The sequence below is a fragment of the Pseudomonas sp. GW821-FHT09E12 genome, from assembly GCF_059416085.1.
Map to the genome: position 1 here is coordinate 123161 of NZ_JBWKOM010000013.1, position 20255 is coordinate 143415.

The 20255-nt window shown below is 58.1% G+C and carries 19 protein-coding genes; all 19 read left to right on the plus strand.

Translation table 11 applies throughout. The annotated features are described in order from the left end of the window. The first annotated feature begins 2 nt into the window (after window positions 1-2). The 19 genes from yidC to AC07PQ_RS29915 all read left to right on the plus strand — a co-directional run bounded on the left by yidC (window position 3) and on the right by AC07PQ_RS29915 (window position 20181). A complete protein-coding gene (gene yidC, locus AC07PQ_RS29825; protein ID WP_007924476.1) occupies window positions 3-1685 on the plus strand; it encodes a membrane protein insertase YidC in 1683 nt (560 codons plus the stop codon). A 91-nt stretch (window positions 1686-1776) separates the two neighbouring features. Then, window positions 1777-3147, plus strand: coding sequence for a tRNA uridine-5-carboxymethylaminomethyl(34) synthesis GTPase MnmE (mnmE, locus tag AC07PQ_RS29830; RefSeq protein WP_493186708.1), 1371 nt, complete (start codon window positions 1777-1779; stop codon window positions 3145-3147). 595 nt (window positions 3148-3742) lie between these two features. Continuing rightward, window positions 3743-5641 (plus strand): tRNA uridine-5-carboxymethylaminomethyl(34) synthesis enzyme MnmG, encoded by a 1899-nt coding sequence (gene mnmG / locus AC07PQ_RS29835; protein ID WP_493186709.1) that lies wholly within the window; start codon window positions 3743-3745, stop codon window positions 5639-5641. Continuing rightward, entirely contained in the window at window positions 5638-6282 is a 645-nt protein-coding gene (rsmG, locus tag AC07PQ_RS29840; RefSeq protein WP_493186710.1) for a 16S rRNA (guanine(527)-N(7))-methyltransferase RsmG, read from the plus strand. The genes mnmG and rsmG overlap by 4 nt, the downstream gene beginning before the upstream one ends. Before the next feature lie 18 nt (window positions 6283-6300). Beyond that, window positions 6301-7098 carry a ParA family protein gene (locus AC07PQ_RS29845; protein WP_007924494.1) on the plus strand — a complete coding sequence of 266 codons (798 nt, stop codon included), beginning with the start codon at window positions 6301-6303 and terminating at the stop codon, window positions 7096-7098. Window positions 7099-7107: 9 nt separating this feature from the next. Then, window positions 7108-7980 carry a ParB/RepB/Spo0J family partition protein gene (locus AC07PQ_RS29850; RefSeq protein WP_007924496.1) on the plus strand — a complete coding sequence of 291 codons (873 nt, stop codon included), beginning with the start codon at window positions 7108-7110 and terminating at the stop codon, window positions 7978-7980. Between the two features lie 148 nt (window positions 7981-8128). Beyond that, entirely contained in the window at window positions 8129-8536 is a 408-nt protein-coding gene (locus AC07PQ_RS29855; RefSeq protein WP_037004398.1) for a F0F1 ATP synthase subunit I, read from the plus strand. Between the two features lie 16 nt (window positions 8537-8552). After that, entirely contained in the window at window positions 8553-9422 is an 870-nt protein-coding gene (atpB, locus tag AC07PQ_RS29860; RefSeq protein WP_007924498.1) for a F0F1 ATP synthase subunit A, read from the plus strand. 133 nt (window positions 9423-9555) lie between these two features. Beyond that, a complete protein-coding gene (atpE, locus tag AC07PQ_RS29865; protein ID WP_002555987.1) occupies window positions 9556-9813 on the plus strand; it encodes a F0F1 ATP synthase subunit C in 258 nt (85 codons plus the stop codon). 57 nt (window positions 9814-9870) lie between these two features. Continuing rightward, entirely contained in the window at window positions 9871-10341 is a 471-nt protein-coding gene (locus tag AC07PQ_RS29870; protein ID WP_007924504.1) for a F0F1 ATP synthase subunit B, read from the plus strand. A gap of 12 nt (window positions 10342-10353) precedes the next feature. After that, window positions 10354-10890 carry a F0F1 ATP synthase subunit delta gene (locus AC07PQ_RS29875; RefSeq protein WP_007924505.1) on the plus strand — a complete coding sequence of 179 codons (537 nt, stop codon included), beginning with the start codon at window positions 10354-10356 and terminating at the stop codon, window positions 10888-10890. 21 nt (window positions 10891-10911) lie between these two features. Continuing rightward, a complete protein-coding gene (atpA, locus tag AC07PQ_RS29880; RefSeq protein ID WP_007924506.1) occupies window positions 10912-12456 on the plus strand; it encodes a F0F1 ATP synthase subunit alpha in 1545 nt (514 codons plus the stop codon). A gap of 50 nt (window positions 12457-12506) precedes the next feature. Continuing rightward, window positions 12507-13367 carry a F0F1 ATP synthase subunit gamma gene (gene atpG, locus AC07PQ_RS29885; protein ID WP_007924507.1) on the plus strand — a complete coding sequence of 287 codons (861 nt, stop codon included), beginning with the start codon at window positions 12507-12509 and terminating at the stop codon, window positions 13365-13367. Between the two features lie 27 nt (window positions 13368-13394). Then, entirely contained in the window at window positions 13395-14771 is a 1377-nt protein-coding gene (gene atpD / locus AC07PQ_RS29890) for a F0F1 ATP synthase subunit beta (protein WP_007924510.1), read from the plus strand. A 45-nt stretch (window positions 14772-14816) separates the two neighbouring features. Next, window positions 14817-15242, plus strand: coding sequence for a F0F1 ATP synthase subunit epsilon (locus AC07PQ_RS29895; protein WP_007924512.1), 426 nt, complete (start codon window positions 14817-14819; stop codon window positions 15240-15242). A gap of 114 nt (window positions 15243-15356) precedes the next feature. After that, window positions 15357-16724: a bifunctional UDP-N-acetylglucosamine diphosphorylase/glucosamine-1-phosphate N-acetyltransferase GlmU gene (gene glmU / locus AC07PQ_RS29900; RefSeq protein ID WP_037034405.1), complete on the plus strand. Its 1368-nt coding sequence runs from the start codon at window positions 15357-15359 to the stop codon at window positions 16722-16724. A gap of 200 nt (window positions 16725-16924) precedes the next feature. Continuing rightward, window positions 16925-17692, plus strand: a complete 768-nt coding sequence (locus tag AC07PQ_RS29905) for a DeoR/GlpR family DNA-binding transcription regulator (protein WP_007924514.1) — start codon at window positions 16925-16927, stop codon at window positions 17690-17692. 10 nt (window positions 17693-17702) lie between these two features. Further along, window positions 17703-19535 carry a glutamine--fructose-6-phosphate transaminase (isomerizing) gene (gene glmS, locus AC07PQ_RS29910; RefSeq protein ID WP_493186711.1) on the plus strand — a complete coding sequence of 611 codons (1833 nt, stop codon included), beginning with the start codon at window positions 17703-17705 and terminating at the stop codon, window positions 19533-19535. Window positions 19536-19695: 160 nt separating this feature from the next. Further along, window positions 19696-20181 (plus strand): TniQ family protein, encoded by a 486-nt coding sequence (locus tag AC07PQ_RS29915; RefSeq protein WP_493186712.1) that lies wholly within the window; start codon window positions 19696-19698, stop codon window positions 20179-20181. Window positions 20182-20255 lie beyond the last annotated feature (74 nt).

Genomic DNA, 20255 nt, shown 5'->3' on the forward strand with positions numbered 1-20255 from the left:
TCATGGATATTAAACGCACGATCCTGATCGTCGCCCTGGCAATCGTGTCCTACGTCATGGTTCTTAAGTGGAACCAGGATTATGGCCAGGCTGCCCTGCCGACTCAGAATGTTGCTGCCAACACCGCCACCCCGGCTCTACCGGATACGCCTGTTGGTAACAATGCTTCCGCCAGTGCCGATGTACCCAGCGCGAATACCGATACCAGCACCCCTACCGAAACTCCGGTAGCGGCAAGCAAAGACCTCATCCAGGTAAAAACGGATGTGCTCGATCTGGCTATCGATCCTCAAGGTGGTGATATCGCCCAGCTGAAGCTGCCGCTGTATCCACGTCGCCAGGACCATCCGGAAATTCCGTTCCAGCTGTTCGATAACGGTGGCGAACGTACTTATCTGGCGCAAAGCGGCCTGACCGGTACCAATGGCCCGGATGCCCGTCCTGCCGGACGCCCGGTTTACTCGGCCGAAAAAAAGACTTATCAACTGGCTGACGGCCAGAACCAGCTGAATGTCGACCTGAAATTCAGCGACGCCGGCGTCAACTACATCAAGCGTTTCACCTTTACCCGCGGTCTGTACGATCTGAAAGTCACCTATCTGATCGACAACACCAGCGACAAGGCCTGGACTGGCAACCTGTTTGCCCAGCTCAAACGCGACGCCAGCTCCGATCCTTCTTCCAGCACCGCCACCGGTACCGCGACTTACCTGGGCGCCGCCCTGTGGACAAGTTCCGAGCCGTACAAAAAAGTGTCGATGAAAGATATCGACAAGGGCTCACTGAAAGAAACCGTGCAAGGTGGCTGGGTTGCCTGGCTGCAACACTACTTCGTGACCGCCTGGATCCCGGCGAAGAACGAAAGCAACGTGGTGCAGACCCGCAAAGACAACCAAGGCAACTACATCATCGGTTTCACCGGCCCGGCGCTGACCGTTGCACCAGGTGCCAAGGCTGAAACCACCGCCACTCTGTACGCCGGTCCGAAAAGCCAGGCCGTGCTGAAAGAGTTGTCCCCAGGCCTGGAACTGACTGTCGACTACGGCATTCTGTGGTTCATTGCCCAGCCGATCTTCTGGCTGCTGCAACATATCCACAGCATTGTGGGTAACTGGGGTTGGTCGATCATCTTCCTGACCATGCTGATCAAGGGGATCTTCTTCCCACTGTCGGCGGCCAGCTACAAATCCATGGCGCGCATGCGTGCAGTGGCGCCGAAACTGGCGGCTCTGAAAGAGCAACATGGCGACGACCGGCAGAAAATGTCGCAAGCCATGATGGAGCTGTACAAGAAAGAGAAGATCAATCCGCTGGGTGGTTGCTTGCCAATCCTCGTGCAGATGCCCGTGTTCCTGTCCCTGTACTGGGTACTCCTGGAAAGCGTGGAAATGCGCCAGGCACCGTTCATGCTGTGGATTACCGACCTGTCGATCAAGGATCCGTTCTTCATCCTGCCGATCATCATGGGCGCCACCATGTTCATCCAGCAGCAACTGAACCCGACTCCTCCGGATCCAATGCAGGCCAAGGTGATGAAAATGATGCCAATCATCTTCACCTTCTTCTTCCTGTGGTTCCCGGCGGGTCTGGTGCTGTACTGGGTGGTGAACAACTGCCTGTCGATCGCCCAACAGTGGTACATCACACGTAAGATCGAAGCGGCTACCAAGAAAGCAGCTGCCTGACCTACTCTGTGGATAACCACTCAAAACGCCCCCTAGTGGGGCGTTTTGCTATCTGTCACTTTTGTCTGCCTCTTTATGTCTGGAGCGGGTTATGAATGTCCCTCGTGAAACCATCGCAGCCGTAGCCACCGCCCAGGGGCGCGGTGGTGTGGGCATCGTGCGTATTTCCGGACCGTTGGCCAGTGTCGCCGCCAAGGCCATCAGCGGCCGCGAGCTGAAACCGCGTTACGCCCATTACGGGCCGTTTTTCAGCGATCGGAACGAGGTCCTGGATGAGGGGATCGCCTTGTATTTTCCGGGGCCGAACTCCTTTACCGGCGAAGACGTGCTGGAACTTCAGGGCCACGGCGGCCCGATCGTCCTGGATATGTTGCTGCAGCGTTGCCTGCAGCTGGGATGCCGCCTGGCCCGGCCGGGGGAATTCAGCGAGCGCGCGTTCCTCAACGACAAGCTCGACCTGGCCCAGGCCGAAGCCATCGCCGACCTGATCGAAGCCAGTTCCGCACAGGCCGCGCGCAATGCCTTGCGCTCTTTGCAGGGGGCATTCTCCAAGCGTGTGCATAACCTGACCGAGCAATTGATCGCGCTGCGCATCTACGTCGAGGCGGCCATCGATTTTCCCGAGGAAGAAATCGACTTCCTGGCCGATGGCCATGTCCTGCAGATGCTAGACGCGGTGCGCGACGAGTTATCCACCGTGGTCCGCGAAGCCGGGCAGGGCGCCTTGCTGCGTGACGGCATGACCGTGGTCATCGCTGGCCGGCCGAATGCCGGCAAGTCCAGCCTGCTCAATGCCCTGGCCGGACGCGAAGCGGCGATTGTCACCGAGATCGCCGGTACCACCCGGGATGTGCTGCGTGAACATATCCACATCGACGGTATGCCGTTGCACGTTGTGGATACCGCAGGGTTGCGCGATACCGAAGACCAGGTGGAAAAGATCGGTGTGGAACGTGCTCTCAAGGCCATTGGCGAGGCCGATCGCGTATTGCTGGTGGTCGACGCCACGGCCCCGGAAGCGCTGGACCCCTTTGCCTTGTGGCCCGAGTTCCTGGAACAGCGGCCGGATCCGGCGAAAGTCACGCTGATCCGCAACAAGGCCGATCTGACCAGCGAAGCGATCGCCCTGGAGGTCAGCGACGATGGCCACGTGACTATCAGCCTCAGTGCCAAGGCCGGTGGCGAGGGCCTGGAACTGCTGCGTGAGCACCTCAAGGCCTGCATGGGTTACGAACAGACTTCCGAAAGCAGCTTCAGTGCACGCAGACGTCACCTGGAAGCCCTTCACCACGCCAGCGACGCACTTGAACATGGCCGTTCGCAACTGACCCTGGCCGGCGCCGGCGAGCTGCTGGCTGAAGACCTGCGCCAAGCCCAGCAATCCCTGGGAGAAATTACCGGCGCTTTCAGCTCGGACGACCTGCTGGGCCGGATCTTCTCCAGCTTCTGCATCGGTAAGTAACCCCATCTCCCTATAGGAGCAGCCGTTCGACGGCTTGGTTGCTCGTGATGCTCATGACGGTGTTCCGCCGGCATCACGGGCAAACCCGCTTCTGCAATCCCTCGCACTCCCCATCATTTCCGAGTTTGTCGGGCGCACTTGGGCGCTTCGGCGGATTTCTTGTGGCCGCCGTTTGGTCGGATGAGCTTTTTTCTGTGGATTAAGCCCTGTGAATAACTGCCCTTAGGCTCAGTTGATAACAGGGCGTCAAAACTGAGGAAAACCCGCTCTGTGGATAAGCATCACTTTAATCCACAGGCTTACACCGGTTATCCAAGGGCCTCGTTGCTACCTAACCACAGACTTTTTAATCTCTGTACACATTGAAAACAAAGGGCTGTATGAATCTATCCACAGATAGGTCGGTGCCTAAGAATAAACATAAAAACAAAGATTTAATAAATTTCTTTCTTTTTAATTTCTATTGTCCGTGAGTCATCCACAGCTGGTTAAATTTTGTGCAAAGGGTTCTTTAGGAAGGGCGAAGACCCTATACTTGTCCGTTATCCCAAGAACCCATCCTTTTTTACCCATATAAGCAGGCACGAGGTGCGTGGTGGATTTCCCTTCCCGTTTTGAAGTGATCGTCATCGGCGGCGGTCATGCCGGTACCGAGGCAGCACTTGCATCAGCACGCATGGGGGCAAAAACCCTGTTGCTGACGCACAACGTGGAAACCCTCGGAGCAATGAGCTGCAATCCCGCGATTGGCGGGATCGGTAAAAGTCATCTGGTCAAAGAAATCGACGCCCTCGGCGGCGCGATGGCCATGGCTACCGATAAAGGTGGTATTCAGTTTCGGGTGTTGAACAGCCGTAAAGGCCCAGCCGTGCGTGCTACCCGCGCCCAGGCCGACCGTATTCTGTACAAGGCTGCTGTCCGCGAAATCCTGGAAAACCAGCCGAACCTGTGGATATTTCAACAGGCAGCGGATGACCTGATCGTCGAACAGGACCAGGTCCGCGGCGTAGTGACCCAAATGGGCCTGCGTTTCTTCGCCGAGTCGGTGGTGTTGACCACCGGTACCTTCCTCGGCGGACTTATCCACATCGGTTTGCAGAATTATTCCGGCGGTCGTGCCGGTGATCCGCCGTCGATCGCTCTGGCTCGCCGTCTGCGCGAATTGCCTCTGCGTGTGGGCCGCCTGAAAACCGGTACGCCACCGCGCATCGATGGCCGGTCTGTGGATTTCTCGGTGATGACCGAGCAACCGGGCGATACGCCAATCCCGGTCATGTCTTTCCTGGGCAACAAGGAACAGCATCCGCGGCAGGTCAGTTGCTGGATTACTCATACCAATGCACGGACTCACGAAATCATCGCTGCAAACCTCGACCGTTCGCCGATGTATTCCGATGCCGGCTCGATCGAGGGCATTGGCCCGCGCTACTGCCCGTCGATCGAAGACAAGATCCATCGCTTTGCCGACAAGGAAAGCCATCAGGTCTTCATCGAGCCGGAAGGCCTGACCACTCACGAGCTGTACCCGAACGGGATATCCACAAGCCTGCCGTTCGATGTGCAGTTGCAGATCGTGCAATCGATCCGCGGTATGGAAAACGCGCACATCGTGCGTCCCGGCTATGCCATCGAGTACGACTACTTCGATCCGCGCGACCTGAAGTACAGCCTGGAAACCAAACTGATCGGCGGCCTGTTCTTTGCCGGCCAGATCAACGGCACCACCGGTTACGAAGAAGCCGGCGCCCAGGGTTTGCTCGCCGGTGCCAACGCCGCATTGCGCGCGCAGGGCAAAGACAGCTGGTGCCCGCGTCGCGATGAAGCCTACATCGGTGTGTTGGTCGACGACCTGATTACCCTGGGAACCCAGGAACCGTATCGGATGTTTACATCCCGTGCCGAATACCGCCTGATCCTGCGCGAAGACAATGCCGACCTGCGCCTGACCGAAAAAGGTCGGGAACTGGGCCTGGTGGACGATGTCCGTTGGGCCGCGTTCTGCAAAAAACGCGAAGGTATTGCCCTGGAAGAGCAACGCCTGAAAAGCACTTGGGTTCGTCCGGGTACCGAGCAGGGTGATGCGATCGCCGAAAAGTTCGGCACACCGCTGACCCATGAGTACAACTTGCTGAATCTGCTGAGCCGTCCGGAAATCGACTACGCTGGTCTGGTCGAAGTGACCGGGCAGGGCGCAGAAGATCCACAGGTCGCCGAGCAAGTCGAGATCAAGACCAAGTACGCCGGCTACATCGATCGCCAGCAGGACGAAATCGCTCGTCTGCGGGCCAGCGAAGACACCAAGCTGCCTGTGGATATCGACTACAGCAACATTTCCGGTCTCTCGAAAGAGATCCAGAGCAAGCTCGGCGCCACGCGTCCTGAAACCCTGGGCCAGGCTTCGCGGATTCCGGGCGTGACCCCAGCAGCGATTTCGCTGTTGATGATTCACTTGAAAAAACGCGGCGCGGGCCGTCAGTTGGAGCAAAGCGCTTGAGTTCGCAGGTCACCTCGCAACATGCAGAAGAGTTATCCACAGGTGCTCGCCAACTCGGTGTCAACCTGGCAGAAGCCCAGCACGAGTTGCTGCTGGGTTATCTGGCCCTGCTGATCAAATGGAACAAGGCTTACAACCTGACCGCAGTACGCGATCCGGATGAAATGGTCTCGCGTCATCTGCTCGATAGCCTGAGCGTGATATCGTTCATCGAAGACGGCCGCTGGCTGGACGTTGGCAGCGGCGGCGGGATGCCGGGCATTCCATTGGCTATCCTGTTTCCGGATTCGCAAGTGACCTGTCTGGACAGCAATGGCAAGAAAACCCGCTTCCTGACTCAGGTCAAACTGGAACTGAAGCTGGATAACCTGCAAGTTATCCACAGTCGTGTCGAGGCTTTCCAGCCGCAGCAGCCATTCAACGGGATCATTTCCCGGGCATTCAGCAGCATGGAGAACTTCACCAACTGGACTCGCCACCTCGGCGACCGCGATACACGTTGGTTGGCAATGAAGGGCGTTCATCCCGCCGATGAGCTGGTAGCATTGCCGGCGGACTTCCACCTCGATAGCGAACACGCCCTGGCCGTACCCGGTTGCCAAGGCCAACGCCATCTGCTGATACTGCGCCGCACGGCATGATTGGGAACACAAGCAAGAATGGCTAAGGTATTCGCGATAGCGAACCAGAAAGGTGGTGTGGGCAAGACCACCACCTGCATCAACCTCGCAGCATCGCTGGTTGCTACCAAGCGCCGGGTGCTGTTGATCGATCTCGATCCACAGGGCAACGCCACCATGGGTAGCGGTGTGGATAAACATGGCTTGGAAAATTCGGTCTACGACCTGCTGATCGGCGAGTGCGATCTGGCCCAGGCCATGCATTACTCCGAGCACGGCGGTTATCAACTACTGCCGGCGAACCGCGACCTGACCGCCGCGGAAGTGGTTCTGCTGGAAATGCAGATGAAGGAAAGCCGTCTGCGCAGCGCCCTGGCGCCGATCCGGGAAAACTACGATTACATTTTGATCGACTGCCCGCCGTCGCTGTCGATGCTCACGCTCAACGCCCTGGTTGCCGCCGATGGGGTCATTATCCCCATGCAGTGCGAGTACTTCGCTCTCGAAGGGTTGAGCGACCTTGTGGATAACATCAAGCGCATCTCCGAATTGCTCAATCCGAACCTCAAGGTCGAAGGCTTGCTGCGGACCATGTACGACCCGCGGCTGAGCCTGATGAACGATGTTTCCGCGCAACTCAAGGAACACTTCGGCGATCAGCTGTACGACACAGTGATCCCACGCAACATCCGTCTGGCGGAAGCCCCCAGTTATGGCATGCCGGCGTTGGTCTACGACAAACAGTCGCGCGGTGCCATCGCCTATCTGGCCCTCGCTGGCGAGATGGTTCGTCGGCAACGGAAAAATTCACGCGCAGCCGCTGCCCAGCCAACTTAAGGAATCCCCATGGCCGTCAAGAAACGAGGTCTCGGACGTGGACTGGATGCACTGTTGAGTGGTCCGACTGTCAGCTCGCTGGAAGAACAAGCGGTTCAAGCCGATGTGCGTGAGCTGCAACATTTGCCGCTGGACCTGATCCAGCGCGGCAAGTATCAGCCGCGCCGGGACATGGACCCTCAGGCGCTGGAAGAATTGGCGAGCTCGATCAAGACTCAGGGCGTAATGCAGCCAATCGTGGTGCGTCCGATCGGTTCCGGCCGTTTTGAAATCATCGCCGGCGAGCGCCGCTGGCGCGCCAGCCAGCAGGCGGGTCAGGAAACCATTCCGGCGATGGTCCGCGATGTTCCCGACGAAACCGCCATCGCCATGGCGCTGATCGAGAATATCCAGCGCGAAGATCTCAATCCCATCGAGGAAGCGGTTGCCCTGCAGCGCCTGCAGCAGGAATTCCAGCTGACTCAGCAGCAGGTTGCCGAGGCTGTGGGTAAGTCCCGCGTCACTGTAGCCAACTTGCTGCGCCTGATCGCTTTGCCTGAAGTGATCAAGACCATGCTGTCCCACGGCGACCTGGAAATGGGTCATGCCCGTGCCTTGCTGGGTTTGCCGGAAAATCAACAGGTTGAAGGGGCGCGACACGTTGTCGCACGTGGTCTCACCGTACGCCAGACCGAAGCCCTGGTTCGCCAGTGGTTGAGTGGCAAACAGCAGCCTGCCGAACCTGTCAAACCCGACCCGGATATCGCGCGCCTGGAGCAACGCCTGGCCGAGCGCCTAGGCTCTGCGGTGCAGATTCGTCACGGAAAGAAAGGGAAAGGTCAGTTGGTGATCGGGTATAACTCCCTCGATGAGCTTCAAGGCGTCCTTGCACACATCCGCTGAAACATTTCCTCATGTAGCGTGCAGTCGGAAATCACTACCCGGCAGTTGAATAGGGGCTGAACCGCCCCTATACTCTGCGCGCATTTTGTCGGCACAAATTATGCCAAGTTATTGAATTCTGGCAGCCGACCCATGAGGAGCAAGAGTGATGGAAACCCGCACGCCAAACCGCTTGCCGTTCCATCGCTTGGCGGTTTTCCCGGTTTTATTGGCTCAGTTGGTCGTTTTATTGCTGGCCGCCTTGGCGCTCTGGCATTGGCATGGAGTCGTAGCCGGATACTCAGGCCTTTGTGGGGGACTGATAGCCTTGCTCCCCAATGTGTATTTCGCTCATAGGGCATTTCGGTTTTCCGGCGCCCGAGCAGCTCAAGCCATCGTCCGGTCTTTTTATGCTGGCGAGGCGGGCAAACTGATTTTGACGGCAGTGCTCTTTGCATTGACGTTCGCAGGTGTGAAGCCATTGGCGCCGCTAGCTGTATTCGGCGTCTTCGTGCTGACCCAACTGGTCAGCTGGTTCGCTCCCCTGCTTATGAGAACAAGACTTTCGAGACCTTAGGGCGTTTGAGGCAACCATGGCAGAAACAACCGCTTCGGGCTATATCCAGCACCACTTGCAGAACCTGACCTTCGGTCAGCTACCTAATGGCGGCTGGGGCTTTGCCCACACCGCAGCAGAAGCCAAAGAAATGGGCTTCTGGGCATTCCACGTCGATACTCTCGGCTGGTCTGTGGCGTTGGGTCTGATCTTCGTTCTTCTTTTCCGCATGGCGGCCAAGAAGGCAACTTCCGGTCAGCCAGGTGCTTTGCAGAACTTCGTTGAAGTATTGGTCCAGTTCGTCGATGGCAGCGTGAAAGACAGCTTCCATGGCCGTAGCCCAGTGATTGCACCGCTGGCACTGACCATCTTCGTATGGGTGTTCCTGATGAACGCCATCGACCTGATCCCGGTCGATTGGATTCCTCAGCTGGCCATCCTGATCTCCGGCGATGCGCACATTCCTTTCCGTGCCGTGTCGACTACCGACCCGAACGCCACGCTGGCCATGGCCTTCTCGGTGTTCGCACTGATCATTTTCTACAGCATCAAGATCAAGGGCATCGGCGGCTTCATCGGCGAACTGACCCTGCACCCGTTCGGCAGCAAGAACATCTTTGTTCAAGCGCTGCTGATTCCGGTGAACTTCCTGCTTGAATTCGTGACGCTGATCGCCAAGCCAATCTCTCTGGCACTTCGTCTGTTCGGCAACATGTACGCTGGCGAACTGGTGTTCATCCTGATCGCCGTGATGTTCGGCAGCGGCCTGCTCTGGCTCAGCGGCCTGGGCGTGGTGCTGCAATGGGCGTGGGCTGTGTTCCACATCCTGATCATCACCCTGCAAGCGTTTATCTTCATGATGCTGACCATCGTCTACCTGTCGATGGCACACGAAGAGAACCATTAAGACCGGTCTCGACCAGTCTGATGTCCCTCCCGGTCAAACGGGAGGGGGCCCGTCTAGGGCACGATGAAACGATTTGTTTTACCGCTTTAATCTAAAAAACCTAAACCATACGACGTAAAAGTCGGGAGGAAAGATGGAAACTGTAGTTGGTCTAACCGCTATCGCTGTTGCACTGTTGATCGGCCTGGGCGCACTGGGTACCGCAATTGGTTTCGGCCTGTTGGGCGGCAAGTTCCTGGAAGGCGCTGCGCGTCAGCCAGAAATGGTTCCAATGCTGCAAGTTAAAATGTTCATCGTTGCCGGCCTGCTCGACGCCGTAACCATGATCGGCGTTGGTATCGCTCTGTTCTTCACCTTCGCGAACCCCTTCGTTGGTCAACTCGCTGGCTAATCACTCGAATTTTCGAGTTGATTGGTGTGATGGACAACGAACGAGCGAGGTGTTGGCGTGAACATTAATGCAACCCTGATTGGCCAGTCCGTTGCGTTCTTCATTTTTGTACTGTTTTGCATGAAGTTCGTGTGGCCTCCGGTCATCGCGGCTTTGCACGAACGTCAGAAGAAGATCGCGGATGGACTGGACGCTGCCAGCCGAGCAGCTCGCGACCTGGAACTGGCCCAAGAGAAAGCGGGTCAGCAACTGCGCGAAGCAAAAGCTCAGGCAGCCGAAATCATTGAGCAAGCCAAGAAACGCGGTAACCAGATCGTCGAAGAGGCTGTTGAAAAAGCCCGTGTCGACGCTGACCGTGTGAAGGTTCAGGCTCAGGCCGAGATCGAGCAGGAACTGAACAGTGTCAAAGACGCGCTGCGTGCCCAACTGGGTGTGCTGGCCGTTGGCGGCGCCGAGAAGATCCTGGGTGCCACAATCGATCAAAACGCGCACGCGGAGCTGGTTAACAAACTGGCTGCTGAAATTTAAGCGAGGGCGATCATGGCAGAACTGACCACGTTGGCCCGACCTTACGCTAAGGCGGCCTTCGAGCACGCTCAGGCCCACCAGCAGCTGGCCTCTTGGTCAGCCATGCTCGGCCTGGCTGCAGCAGTGTCGCAAGACGACACCATGCGGCGCGTGCTCAAGGCCCCGCGACTGACGAGCGCAGACAAGGCCGCCACGTTTATCGACGTGTGCGGCGACAAGTTCGATGCCAAGGCACAGAATTTCATCCACGTCGTTGCCGAAAACGACCGTCTCCTGCTTCTGCCGGAGATCGCCGCCCTGTTCGACCTGTACAAGGCCGAGCAAGAGAAGTCGGTAGATGTGGAAGTCACCAGTGCTTTTGCGTTGAACCAAGAACAGCAAGACAAACTCGCCAAGGTTCTCAGTGCACGACTCGACCGGGAAGTGCGCCTGCAAGTTGCGGAGGACGCTGCCCTGATTGGTGGTGTCGTCATCCGCGCCGGCGACCTGGTTATCGATGGCTCGATTCGCGGCAAAATCGCGAAACTTGCCGAAGCATTGAAATCTTGAGTTTGAAGGGGCAGCAGAGCAATGCAGCAACTCAATCCTTCCGAAATAAGTGAAATTATCAAGGGCCGCATCGAAAAGCTCGATGTGACCTCCCAAGCCCGTAACGAAGGCACTGTCGTCAGCGTTTCTGACGGTATCGTGCGGATTCACGGTCTGGCCGACGTCATGTACGGCGAGATGATCGAGTTTCCGGGCGGTGTCTACGGTATGGCACTCAACCTCGAGCAAGACTCCGTAGGTGCCGTTGTACTGGGCGCATACACGACTCTGGCTGAAGGCATGAGCGCCAAGTGCACCGGCCGCATCCTCGAAGTTCCGGTTGGTAAGGAACTGCTGGGTCGCGTAGTCGACGCACTGGGTAACCCAGTTGACGGCAAAGGTCCGCTGAACAACACCGAGACCGACGCGGTCGAGAAAGTTGCTCCAGGCGTGATCTGGCGTAAGTCGGTAGACCAGCCTGTACAGACTGGCTACAAGGCTGTCGATGCCATGATCCCTGTCGGCCGTGGCCAGCGTGAGCTGATCATCGGTGACCGTCAGATCGGTAAGACCGCTCTGGCGATCGACGCAATCATCAACCAGAAAGACAGCGGCATCTTCTGCGTATACGTGGCTATCGGTCAGAAACAATCGACCATCGCCAACGTTGTTCGCAAGCTGGAAGAAAACGGCGCTCTGGCCAACACCATCATCGTGGCTGCCAGTGCTTCCGAATCCGCTGCCCTGCAATTCCTGGCACCGTACTCCGGTTGCACCATGGGCGAATTCTTCCGTGACCGCGGTGAAGACGCGCTGATCGTTTATGACGATCTGTCCAAGCAAGCAGTGGCTTACCGCCAGATTTCCCTGCTGCTGCGCCGTCCACCAGGCCGTGAAGCTTACCCAGGCGACGTGTTCTATCTCCACTCCCGTCTGCTGGAGCGCGCATCCCGCGTTTCGGAAGAGTACGTAGAGAAGTTCACCAACGGCGCGGTAACTGGCAAGACCGGTTCCCTGACCGCACTGCCGATCATCGAAACTCAGGCTGGCGACGTTTCCGCGTTCGTTCCGACCAACGTGATCTCCATCACCGACGGTCAGATCTTCCTGGAATCGGCCATGTTCAACTCCGGCATCCGCCCGGCAGTGAACGCCGGTGTTTCGGTATCCCGTGTAGGTGGTGCCGCTCAGACCAAGATCATCAAGAAGCTGTCCGGTGGTATCCGTACCGCCCTGGCTCAGTACCGTGAACTGGCAGCATTCGCCCAGTTCGCTTCTGACCTGGACGAAGCGACCCGTAAGCAACTTGAACACGGTCAGCGCGTTACCGAGTTGATGAAGCAGAAGCAATACGCGCCTATGTCCATCGCTGACATGTCGCTGTCGCTGTATGCCGCTGAACGTGGGTTCCTGACTGACGTCGAAATCGCCAAGATCGGTAGCTTCGAACAAGCGCTGATTGCTTACTTCAACCGCGATCACGCCGATTTGATGGCGAAGATCAACGTGAAGGGTGACTTCAATGACGAAATCGACGCTGGCCTGAAAGCCGGTATCGAGAAGTTCAAGGCCACCCAAACCTGGTAAGCCGCAGCGGGGGCCGCGAGGCTCCCGCTTGCTAACCTGATAGGTGTTACATGGCAGGCGCAAAAGAGATTCGCAGTAAGATTGCGAGCATCAAAAGCACGCAAAAGATTACCAGCGCCATGGAAAAAGTGGCGGTCAGCAAAATGCGCAAGGCACAAATGCGCATGGCTGCTAGCCGTCCTTACGCGGAGCGCATCCGCCAGGTTATTGGTCATCTGGCCAACGCCAACCCGGAATATCGCCACCCGTTCATGATCGACCGCGCAATCAAGCGCGTCGGTTATATCGTGGTGAGCAGTGACCGTGGTCTGTGCGGTGGTTTGAATACCAACCTGTTCAAGGCTTTGGTCAAGGACATGGCGGTAAACCGCGAAAATGGCGTCGAGATCGATCTGTGCGTGGTAGGCAGCAAAGGTGCGGCTTTCTTCCGTAACTTCGGCGGTAACGTCGTCGCTGCAATCAGCCACCTGGGTGAAGAGCCGTCGATCAATGATCTGATCGGCAGCGTCAAGGTGATGCTGGATGCCTACCTGGACGGCCGGATTGACCGCCTGTCCGTGGTGTCCAACAAGTTCATCAACACCATGACGCAACAGCCTACGGTGGAGCAGTTGATTCCGCTGGTGGCAACCCCGGATCAAGAACTCAAGCACCACTGGGACTATCTCTACGAACCGGACGCCAAAGAGCTGCTTGACGGCTTGATGGTTCGCTACGTGGAGTCGCAGGTCTACCAGGCGGTGGTCGAGAACAACGCGGCTGAACAAGCTGCGCGGATGATCGCGATGAAGAACGCTACCGACAACGCCGGTGATTTGATCAGCGATTTGCAGCTGATCTACAACAAGGCGCGTCAGGCTGCGATCACCCAAGAGATCTCGGAAATCGTCGGCGGCGCTGCCGCGGTTTAACGGTTCAAATATTCAGAGGATCCAGCTATGAGTAGCGGACGTATCGTTCAAATCATCGGCGCCGTTATCGACGTGGAATTTCCACGCGACAGCGTACCGAGCATCTACGACGCCTTGAAGGTTCAAGGCGCCGAAACCACTCTGGAAGTTCAGCAGCAGCTGGGCGACGGCGTGGTACGTACCATTGCGATGGGCTCCACCGAGGGCTTGAAGCGCGGTCTGGACGTCAACAACACTGGCGCAGCCATCTCCGTACCCGTCGGTAAAGCGACCCTGGGCCGGATCATGGACGTACTGGGCAACCCGATCGACGAAGCTGGCCCGATCGGCGAAGAAGAGCGTTGGGGCATTCACCGTCCTGCGCCGTCCTTCGCTGAACAAGCTGGCGGCAACGACCTCCTGGAAACCGGCATCAAGGTTATCGACCTGGTTTGCCCGTTCGCCAAGGGCGGTAAAGTCGGTCTGTTCGGTGGTGCCGGTGTGGGCAAGACCGTAAACATGATGGAACTGATCCGTAACATCGCCATCGAGCACAGCGGTTATTCCGTGTTCGCCGGTGTGGGTGAGCGTACTCGTGAGGGTAACGACTTCTACCACGAGATGAAGGATTCCAACGTTCTGGACAAAGTGGCACTGGTATACGGCCAGATGAACGAGCCGCCGGGAAACCGTCTGCGCGTAGCTCTGACCGGCCTGACCATGGCCGAGAAGTTCCGTGACGAAGGTAACGACGTTCTGCTGTTCGTCGACAACATCTATCGTTACACCCTGGCCGGTACCGAAGTATCCGCACTGCTGGGCCGTATGCCTTCCGCAGTAGGTTACCAGCCGACCCTGGCTGAAGAGATGGGCGTTCTGCAAGAACGTATCACTTCGACCAAGCAAGGCTCGATCACCTCGATCCAAGCGGTATACGTACCTGCGGACGACTTGACCGACCCGTCGCCAGCGACCACCTTCGCCCACTTGGACGCCACCGTCGTACTGTCCCGTGACATCGCTTCCCTGGGTATCTACCCAGCGGTAGATCCACTGGACTCGACTTCCCGTCAGCTGGACCCGAACGTGATCGGCAACGAGCACTACGAAACCGCTCGCGGCGTTCAGTACGTGCTGCAGCGCTACAAAGAGCTGAAGGACATCATTGCGATCCTGGGTATGGACGAACTGTCCGAAGCCGACAAGCAACTGGTATCCCGCGCTCGTAAGATCCAGCGCTTCCTGTCGCAGCCGTTCTTCGTGGCTGAAGTCTTCACTGGTTCTCCAGGCAAATACGTTTCCCTGAAAGACACCATCGCTGGCTTCAAAGGCATCCTCAACGGTGACTACGACCACCTGCCAGAACAAGCGTTCTACATGGTCGGCGGCATCGAAGAAGCGATCGAGAAAGCCAAGAAACTGTAATCCCGGCGCCCGGCAACGGGCGCTAATTTAGGTTGAGGCAAGCAGATGGCTATGACAGTCCATTGCGATATCGTCAGCGCGGAAGGGGAAATCTTCTCCGGTCTGGTCGAGATGGTGATCGCACACGGCGAGCTCGGGGATCTTGGTATCGCCCTGGGTCACGCTCCGCTGATCACTAATCTGAAACCAGGTCCGATCCGCTTGATCAAGCAGGGCGGGGAAACCGAGGTGTTCTACATCTCCGGTGGTTTCCTCGAGGTTCAGCCGAACATGGTCAAGGTTCTTGCCGACACCGTGCAGCGTGCTGCCGACCTGGACGAAGCCTCCGCTCAGGAAGCCGTCAAGGCTGCTGAGAAGGCCCTGAATGAAAAAGGCGCAGATTTCGACTACGGTTCTGCTGCTGCACGTCTGGCCGAGGCCGCAGCCCAGCTGCGCACCGTCCAGCAGATCCGCAAGAAGTTCGGCGGCTAAGCCGCGGGATCTCCGCGTGATTGATTAAAAAGGGTAGCCTCGGCTACCCTTTTTCTTTTTTTGCAATTCACCTCATGGTCGCAGTCGTTGACCACCCAGGATTGGTAGCCAGTCATGTCTCTCGAAATCGTTATTCTCGCTGCCGGTCAAGGCACTCGCATGCGTTCGTCGTTGCCAAAGGTGCTGCACCCGGTGGCGGGCAACTCCATGCTGGGGCATGTTATCCACAGCGCCCGGCAACTCGATCCACAGCGCATCCATGTCGTCATCGGTCACGGTGCCGATGCGGTGCGTGAACGCCTGGCGGCGGACGACCTGAATTTTGTGCTGCAGGACAAGCAATTGGGTACCGGTCACGCCACCGCCCAGGCGGTGCCGTTCATTACCGCCGATACCGTGTTGATTCTCTACGGTGACGTACCGCTGATCGAAGTCGAAACCCTACAGCGCTTGCTCAAGCACGTTGTTCCCGGGCAAATGGGATTGCTGACCGTGGAGCTGGACGACCCGACCGGGTATGGCCGAATCGTTCGCGATGCCGACGGCAGGGTCGCAGCCATCGTCGAGCACAAGGACGCCAGTGAAGCACAACGCGCTATCACCGAAGGCAACACCGGCATCCTTGCCGTGCCGGCCAATCGCCTTGCCGACTGGATGAGTCGTCTGTCGAATAACAACGCCCAGGGCGAGTATTACCTGACTGACGTGATTGAGATGGCGGTCAGCGATGGTTTGTTGGTGGCCACCGAGCAACCGCACGATCCGATGGAAGTGCAGGGCGCCAACGATCGCAAGCAGCTGTCCGAACTGGAGCGTCATTACCAGTTGCGCGAAGGTCGGCGCCTGATGGCTCAGGGCGTGACCCTGCGCGATCCGGCACGTTTCGATGTGCGCGGTGAAGTGACGGTGGGCCGTGACGTGCTGATCGACATCAACGTGATTCTCGAAGGCCGCGTGGTCATCGAGGACGACGTGGTGATCGGCCCGAACTGCGTGATCAAGGACAGCACCCTGCGCAAGGGCGTGGTGATCAAGGCCAACAGTCATATCGAAGGTGCTGTACTGGGTGAAGGCAGCGATGCCGGTCCGTTCGCCCGCCTGCGCCAGGGTACTGTTCTCGAAGCCCGTGCCCATGTGGGTAACTTTGTCGAGTTGAAGAACGCACGCATGGGCGAGGGCGCCAAGGCCGGGCACCTGGCCTACCTGGGCGATGCCGAGATCGGTGCGCGCAGCAACATCGGCGCCGGCACCATTACCTGCAACTACGATGGCGCCAACAAACATCGGACAGTGCTGGGCGAAGACGTCTTCATCGGTTCCAACAACTCCTTGGTGGCACCTGTGGATATCCAGGATGGCGCGACCACGGCGGCCGGTTCCACCATCAACCAGACTGTGGAAAAAGCCCAGCTGGCCGTGGCCCGTGCCCGACAGAAGAACATCGACGGCTGGAAACGCCCGGTGAAAATCAAGAAGAGCTGAGTTATCCACAACGCAGTGGCCGGTACTCTCGAGATTGCTTTCGCGGGCAAGCCTCGCTCCTACAGACAGTGATATCTGTAGGAGCGAGGCTTGCCCGCGATGCTTTTATCCACAGATTTTTTTCTTGCGCTGGCTTGACGAATTTCCGGCAATAGGTTTTGATTGCTTCCGTTATCTTTCGAATCGAAACTTAAGTGCTCATGTCGAAACGCAATACGCCCCAGCGCCGTCACAACATTCTGGCCTTGCTCAATGAACAGGGCGAGGTGAGCGTGGATGAGCTGGCTAAACGCTTCGAAACTTCGGAAGTTACGATCCGCAAGGACCTGGCGGCCCTGGAGAGCAATGGTCTGTTACTGCGGCGCTACGGCGGCGCGATCACCATGCCGCAGGAACTGGTCGGCGATATCGGCCAGCCGGTGTCCCGGTACAAGCAAGCCATCGCTCGCGCGGCGGTTGCGCGGATTCGCGAACACGCCCGCATCATCATCGACAGTGGCAGTACCACCGCGGCCATGATTCCCGAACTCGGCCAGCAGCCAGGCCTGGTGGTCATGACCAACTCGCTGCATGTGGCCAATGCCCTGAGCGAACTGGAGCACGAGCCGGTGCTGTTGATGACCGGCGGTACCTGGGACCCTCACTCCGAGTCGTTCCAGGGGCAGGTCGCCGAACAGGTATTGCGTTCCTACGACTTCGACCAGCTGTTTATCGGTGCCGACGGCATCGACCTGGTGCGCGGGACCACCACCTTCAACGAGTTGCTCGGCCTGAGCCGGGTGATGGCCGAGGTGGCGCGGGAAGTCGTGGTGATGGTCGAGGCCGACAAGATCGGCCGCAAGATTCCCAACCTGGAGCTGCCCTGGAGCAGCGTCCATACCCTTATTACCGATGATCGCCTGCCTGCAGAGGCCCGCGACCAGATTCAAGCCCGCGGCATCACGCTGATTTGCGCGGCAGTCATCTAGGAGAGAAACCATGTGTGGAATTGTTGGCGCCGTTGCTGAACGGAATATCACGGCCATCCTGCTCGAAGGCCTCAAGCGTCTCGAATACCGCGGCTACGACAGCGCCGGGGTGGCGGTCCTGAGCAACGATGGCAAGCTCGAGCGTATGCGTCGTCCGGGCAAGGTCAGCGAGCTGGAACAGGCCCTGGCCGGCGCGCCGCTGGTCGGTCGCCTGGGCATCGCCCACACCCGCTGGGCCACTCACGGCGCGCCATGCGAGCGTAACGCCCACCCGCATTTCTCCGGCGACCTGGCGGTGGTGCACAACGGCATCATCGAGAACCATGAAGTCCTGCGCGAGCAACTCAAGGGCCTGGGCTACGTATTCACCTCGGACACAGACACCGAAGTCATCGCCCACCTGCTGGAGCACAAACTCAAGGACCTGGGCGACCTGACCGTGGCCCTGAAAGCCACCGTCAAGGAACTGCATGGCGCCTATGGCCTGGCCGTGATCAGCGCCAGCCAGCCGGACCGCCTGGTCGCCGCCCGCAGTGGCAGCCCATTGGTGATCGGCCTGGGCCTGGGGGAAAACTTCCTGGCTTCCGACCAACTGGCCCTGCGTCAGGTAACCGACCGCTTCATGTACCTGGAAGAGGGCGATATCGCCGAGATTCGCCGCGACAGCGTGCAGATCTGGGATGTCGACGGCAAAGCGGTCGAGCGTGAAGCCGTGCAATACCGTGATGGCGCCGAGGCCGCCGAGAAAGGCGAGTTCCGCCACTTCATGCTCAAGGAAATCCACGAGCAGCCAGCCGTGGTGCAACGCACCCTCGAAGGCCGCCTGAGCCCGAACCAGGTGCTGGTCCAGGCTTTCGGCCCACAGGCCGCCGAGCTGTTCGCCAAGGTGCGTAACGTGCAGATCGTCGCCTGCGGCACCAGCTACCACGCCGGCATGGTTGCCCGTTACTGGCTGGAAGAGTTGGCCGGGATTCCGTGCCAGGTCGAAGTGGCCAGCGAGTTCCGCTACCGCAAGGTGGTGGTGCAGCCGGATACCCTGTTCGTGACCATTTCCCAGTCCGGCGAAACCGCCGACACCCTGGCCGCGCTGCGGAATGCCAAGGAGCTGGGTTTCCTCGCCAGCCTGGCGATCTGCAACGTCGGTATCAGCTCGCTGGTGCGTGAGTCCGACCTGACCCTGCTGACCCAGGCCGGTCGCGAAATCGGCGTGGCATCGACCAAAGCCTTTACCACCCAGCTGGTTGGCCTGCTATTGCTGACCCTGTCCCTGGGTCAGGTCCGCGGCACCCTGGGCGAAGGCGTCGAAGCCACCCTGGTGGAAGAACTGCGGCGCTTGCCGACCCGCTTGGGCGAAGCCCTGGCGATGGACAGCACGGTGGAAAAAATCGCCGAGCTGTTCGCCGAGAAACACCACACCCTGTTCCTCGGTCGTGGCGCACAGTTCCCGGTAGCGATGGAAGGGGCACTCAAGCTCAAGGAAATCTCCTACATCCACGCCGAAGCCTACCCGGCCGGCGAGCTCAAGCACGGTCCGCTGGCGCTTGTGGATAACGACATGCCCGTCGTCACCGTGGCGCCGAACAACGAGTTGCTGGAGAAGCTCAAGTCCAACCTGCAGGAAGTCCGCGCCCGTGGCGGCGAGCTGATCGTCTTTGCCGACGAGCAGGCCGGCATGACCAACGGCGAGGGCACGCATGTTATCCACATGCCGCATATCCACGACATCCTGTCGCCGATCCTCTACACCATCCCCCTGCAATTGCTGTCGTATTACGTAGCGGTGCTCAAGGGTACGGATGTCGACCAGCCGCGCAATCTGGCCAAGTCCGTCACGGTGGAGTGAGTTATCCACAAGCCGGCTGCATGGTGGTTTCAAAGAATTAAAGCTGTCGCGAGAGAATTAAAACTGTCGCAGGTTGTGGATTAACTTTCCAGATCCTGCTTCAGCCTCGCGATAGCCTTCCCTTCCTCACCAGTTAGGCGACTTCGGACTGCTTTCGTAAATGCTTCTGAAAATTCAGCGCGATGAAGTGCTACGCTCCTACATTGAGCGAAACCTTTATCTTAATCGGCGAAGCCCGGTCGCTTCCGAGCTAGCGAAGCTGCTCAAGTCCGCGGTTGATAATCGGGTAGTAAAAAACATCGCATCCATTCTTGAGTGGCCCGGATGTTATGGTTTTAATCGATTACTTCATAATCACACCAGTTACCCACTTAGATCAGTATTTAAGGGCGCTCATGATATTTCATATTCACAGAGCGCTTACATCACAAAGAAACTTCGGCTCGGCATAAACAAGGCTACATACTCGTTCTGCCCTGAGTGTGTTAGAGAAGACCTGAGTACTCTTGGATACTCATACTGGCGTCGCAGTCATCAAAGCGATTTTATTGTCTGCTACAGACACGATATTCTGCTAATAAAGTTTTGTCCTTTCTGCGAGAAACCTTTCTCGCCAGGGGGCCATCGTCTGGATGTGATGTGGTGAATCGCCCCGGATTCTCTAGACACCTTGCAAGCTCATTGCGTAACGCTTTTCAAACTCTGCCGGTGACAGCTGAT

Coding starts and splice junctions, on each gene's coding strand:
- yidC (WP_007924476.1), top strand. CDS start 3: ATGGATATTAAACGCACGATCCTGATCGTCGCCCTGGCAATCGTGTCC.
- mnmE (WP_493186708.1), top strand. CDS start 1,777: ATGAATGTCCCTCGTGAAACCATCGCAGCCGTAGCCACCGCCCAGGGG.
- AC07PQ_RS29845 (WP_007924494.1), top strand. CDS start 6,301: ATGGCTAAGGTATTCGCGATAGCGAACCAGAAAGGTGGTGTGGGCAAG.
- AC07PQ_RS29850 (WP_007924496.1), top strand. CDS start 7,108: ATGGCCGTCAAGAAACGAGGTCTCGGACGTGGACTGGATGCACTGTTG.
- AC07PQ_RS29855 (WP_037004398.1), top strand. CDS start 8,129: ATGGAAACCCGCACGCCAAACCGCTTGCCGTTCCATCGCTTGGCGGTT.
- atpB (WP_007924498.1), top strand. CDS start 8,553: ATGGCAGAAACAACCGCTTCGGGCTATATCCAGCACCACTTGCAGAAC.
- atpE (WP_002555987.1), top strand. CDS start 9,556: ATGGAAACTGTAGTTGGTCTAACCGCTATCGCTGTTGCACTGTTGATC.
- AC07PQ_RS29875 (WP_007924505.1), top strand. CDS start 10,354: ATGGCAGAACTGACCACGTTGGCCCGACCTTACGCTAAGGCGGCCTTC.
- atpA (WP_007924506.1), top strand. CDS start 10,912: ATGCAGCAACTCAATCCTTCCGAAATAAGTGAAATTATCAAGGGCCGC.
- atpG (WP_007924507.1), top strand. CDS start 12,507: ATGGCAGGCGCAAAAGAGATTCGCAGTAAGATTGCGAGCATCAAAAGC.
- atpD (WP_007924510.1), top strand. CDS start 13,395: ATGAGTAGCGGACGTATCGTTCAAATCATCGGCGCCGTTATCGACGTG.
- AC07PQ_RS29895 (WP_007924512.1), top strand. CDS start 14,817: ATGGCTATGACAGTCCATTGCGATATCGTCAGCGCGGAAGGGGAAATC.
- glmU (WP_037034405.1), top strand. CDS start 15,357: ATGTCTCTCGAAATCGTTATTCTCGCTGCCGGTCAAGGCACTCGCATG.
- AC07PQ_RS29905 (WP_007924514.1), top strand. CDS start 16,925: ATGTCGAAACGCAATACGCCCCAGCGCCGTCACAACATTCTGGCCTTG.
- glmS (WP_493186711.1), top strand. CDS start 17,703: ATGTGTGGAATTGTTGGCGCCGTTGCTGAACGGAATATCACGGCCATC.
- AC07PQ_RS29915 (WP_493186712.1), top strand. CDS start 19,696: ATGCTTCTGAAAATTCAGCGCGATGAAGTGCTACGCTCCTACATTGAG.